Annotated in this window: 1 protein-coding gene; it reads right to left on the bottom strand. The window is 68.0% G+C overall.

Features of this window, described 5'->3' with window-relative positions:
• Positions 1-2,233 (bottom strand): Tex family protein (locus B551_RS16430; RefSeq protein WP_023264569.1); only part of this gene is annotated, 2,233 nt, incomplete at its 3' end.
• Positions 2,234-2,470 lie beyond the last annotated feature (237 nt).

Genomic DNA, 2,470 nt, shown 5'->3' with positions numbered 1-2,470 from the left:
CCGCGCGATTGCCGCTCTGGCCGGGCTCGTCGTCCAGGCGCATCGACAGGCCGATGCGGTTGCGCTTGACGTCGACCTCCATCACCTTGACCTTGACGATCTGGCCGGCCTTGACGACCTCGTGCGCGTCCTTGACGAACTTGTTCGACAGCGCCGAGATATGGACCAGGCCGTCCTGGTGCACGCCGATATCGACGAAGGCGCCGAAGGCGGCGACGTTGGTCACCACGCCCTCGAGCACCATGCCGGGCTGCAGGTCCTTGATGTCCTCGACGCCGTCCTGGAAGGTCGCCGTCTTGAATTCCGGACGCGGGTCGCGGCCCGGCTTTTCCAGTTCGCTGAGGATGTCGCGCACGGTCGGCAGGCCGAAGGTGTCGTCGGTGAACTGCGCCGGCGACAGCCCGCGCAGCGCGTCGCGGTTGCCCATCACGTCGCGCAGGTCCTTCTTGATATGGTCGAGGATGCGCTTGACGACCGGGTAGGCCTCCGGGTGGACCGACGAGCGGTCCAGCGGATTGTCGCCGTCATTGATGCGCAGGAAGCCCGCCGCCTGCTCGAAGGTCTTGTCGCCGAGCCGCGGCACCTTCTTCAGCGCGTCGCGATTGGGGAAGGCGCCATTGGCATCGCGGAACTCGACGATATTGCGCGCCAGCACGCTGTTCAGGCCCGACACGCGCGCCAGCAGCGGCACGGACGCGGTATTGACGTCGACGCCCACGGCGTTCACGCAGTCCTCGACCACCGCATCGAGCGTGCGCGCCAGCTCGCGCTGGTTGACGTCGTGCTGGTACTGGCCGACGCCGATCGATTTCGGATCGATCTTGACCAGTTCGGCGAGCGGATCCTGCAGCCGGCGCGCGATCGAGACCGCGCCGCGCAGCGACACGTCCAGCTCGGGGAATTCCTTGGCCGCCAGCTCCGAGGCGGAATAGACCGAGGCGCCGGCTTCGCTGACGACGATCTTGGTCAGCTTCAGTTCGGGCGCCTGGCGCATCAGGTCCTGCACCAGCTTGTCGGTTTCGCGGCTGGCGGTGCCGTTGCCGATCGACACCAGCGAGACGCCGTGCTGCTTGGCCAGGCGCGCCAGCGTGGCCAGCGAGCCGTTCCAGTCGCGGCGCGGCTCATGCGGGTAGATCGTCGCGGTCTCCAGCAGCTTGCCGGTGGCGTCGACCACCGCGATCTTGCAGCCGGTGCGGATGCCCGGGTCGATGCCCATCACCGCCTTCGGGCCGGCCGGCGCGGCCAGCAGCAGTTCGTGCAGATTGCGGCCGAAGATCTTGATGGCCTCGCCTTCCGCGCTCTCGCGCAACTGCGTCAGCAATTCGGTTTCGAGGTGCGGCTGCACCTTGACGCGCCAGCACCAGCGGCAGACGTCGCCCAGCCACTTGTCGGCCGGGCGGTTCAGGTTCTGGATGCCGACATGGCGCGCGATCATCGCCTCGCACGGGTGCGGCACCAGCGCGTCCTGTTCCTCGCCCAGGCCGAGCTTGATCATCAGCACGCCGGCATTGCGGCCGCGGAACAGCGCCAGCGCGCGGTGCGACGGGATCGTGCGGATGGTCTCGCTGTAGTTGTAGTAGTCGCGGAACTTCTCTTCCTCGGCGGTTTCCTTGCCTTCGACCACCGACGAGGTGACCACGCCGTTGGACCACAGATGCTCGCGCAGCTTGCCCAGCAGCTCGGCGGTCTCGCCGAACTGCTCCGACAGGATGTCGCGCGCGCCATCCAGCGCGGCCTTGACGTCGGGCACGCCGCCGTCGGCGGTGGGCTTGCCGTTGACGTACCTGGCCGCCTCGGCCTGGGGATCCAGCGTCGGGTCGGCCAGCAGCGCGTGCGCCAGCGGCTCCAGCCCGCATTCGCGCGCGATCTGGGCGCGGGTGCGGCGCTTGGGCTTGTAGGGCAGGTACAGGTCTTCCAGCGCCTGCTTGGTGACCGCCGCTTCGATCGCGGTGCGCAGCTCGGGGGTCAGCTTGCCTTGTTCCTCGATCGAGGCCAGGATCGCGGCGCGGCGTTCCTCCATGTCGCGCAGGTACAGTAGCCGTTCCTCGAGCGTGCGCAGCTGCGTGTCGTCGAGGTTGCCGGTGACTTCCTTGCGGTAGCGCGCGATGAACGGCACGGTGGCGCCTTCGTCGAGCAGTTCGACGGCCGCCGCCACCTGGCGGGGTTGGACGGACAGCTCGGCCGCGATGAGCGACACGATCTTTTGCGTGACGGAAGCTGGCAGGTTGGACATCGAAGAAACACTCAGTCGAAAGCGGGGCATTTTGCCACAAGCAACGGGCGCTTCCCCCGGCATGCGGTACGTACGGGTTCGATTCTGAATCGCCTTGACGGGCAGGCCGCGCGCGGGCGCGGGGGCATGCCCCGATGGTAGAATCCGCCCATGAACCTCAAGCCACAACGGGCCGCTTTGCCGGCAAGTTTTCCGGCCGCCGATCGCGCGGCAACGACGGTCGCCGCCGGGCCGGCC

Source organism: Cupriavidus sp. HPC(L) (genome assembly GCF_000307735.3).
Classification (GTDB): Bacteria; Pseudomonadota; Gammaproteobacteria; order Burkholderiales; family Burkholderiaceae; genus Cupriavidus.
The sequence above is the reverse complement of the archived record's forward strand: the minus strand, read 5'-3'. Positions and strand labels throughout refer to the sequence as shown.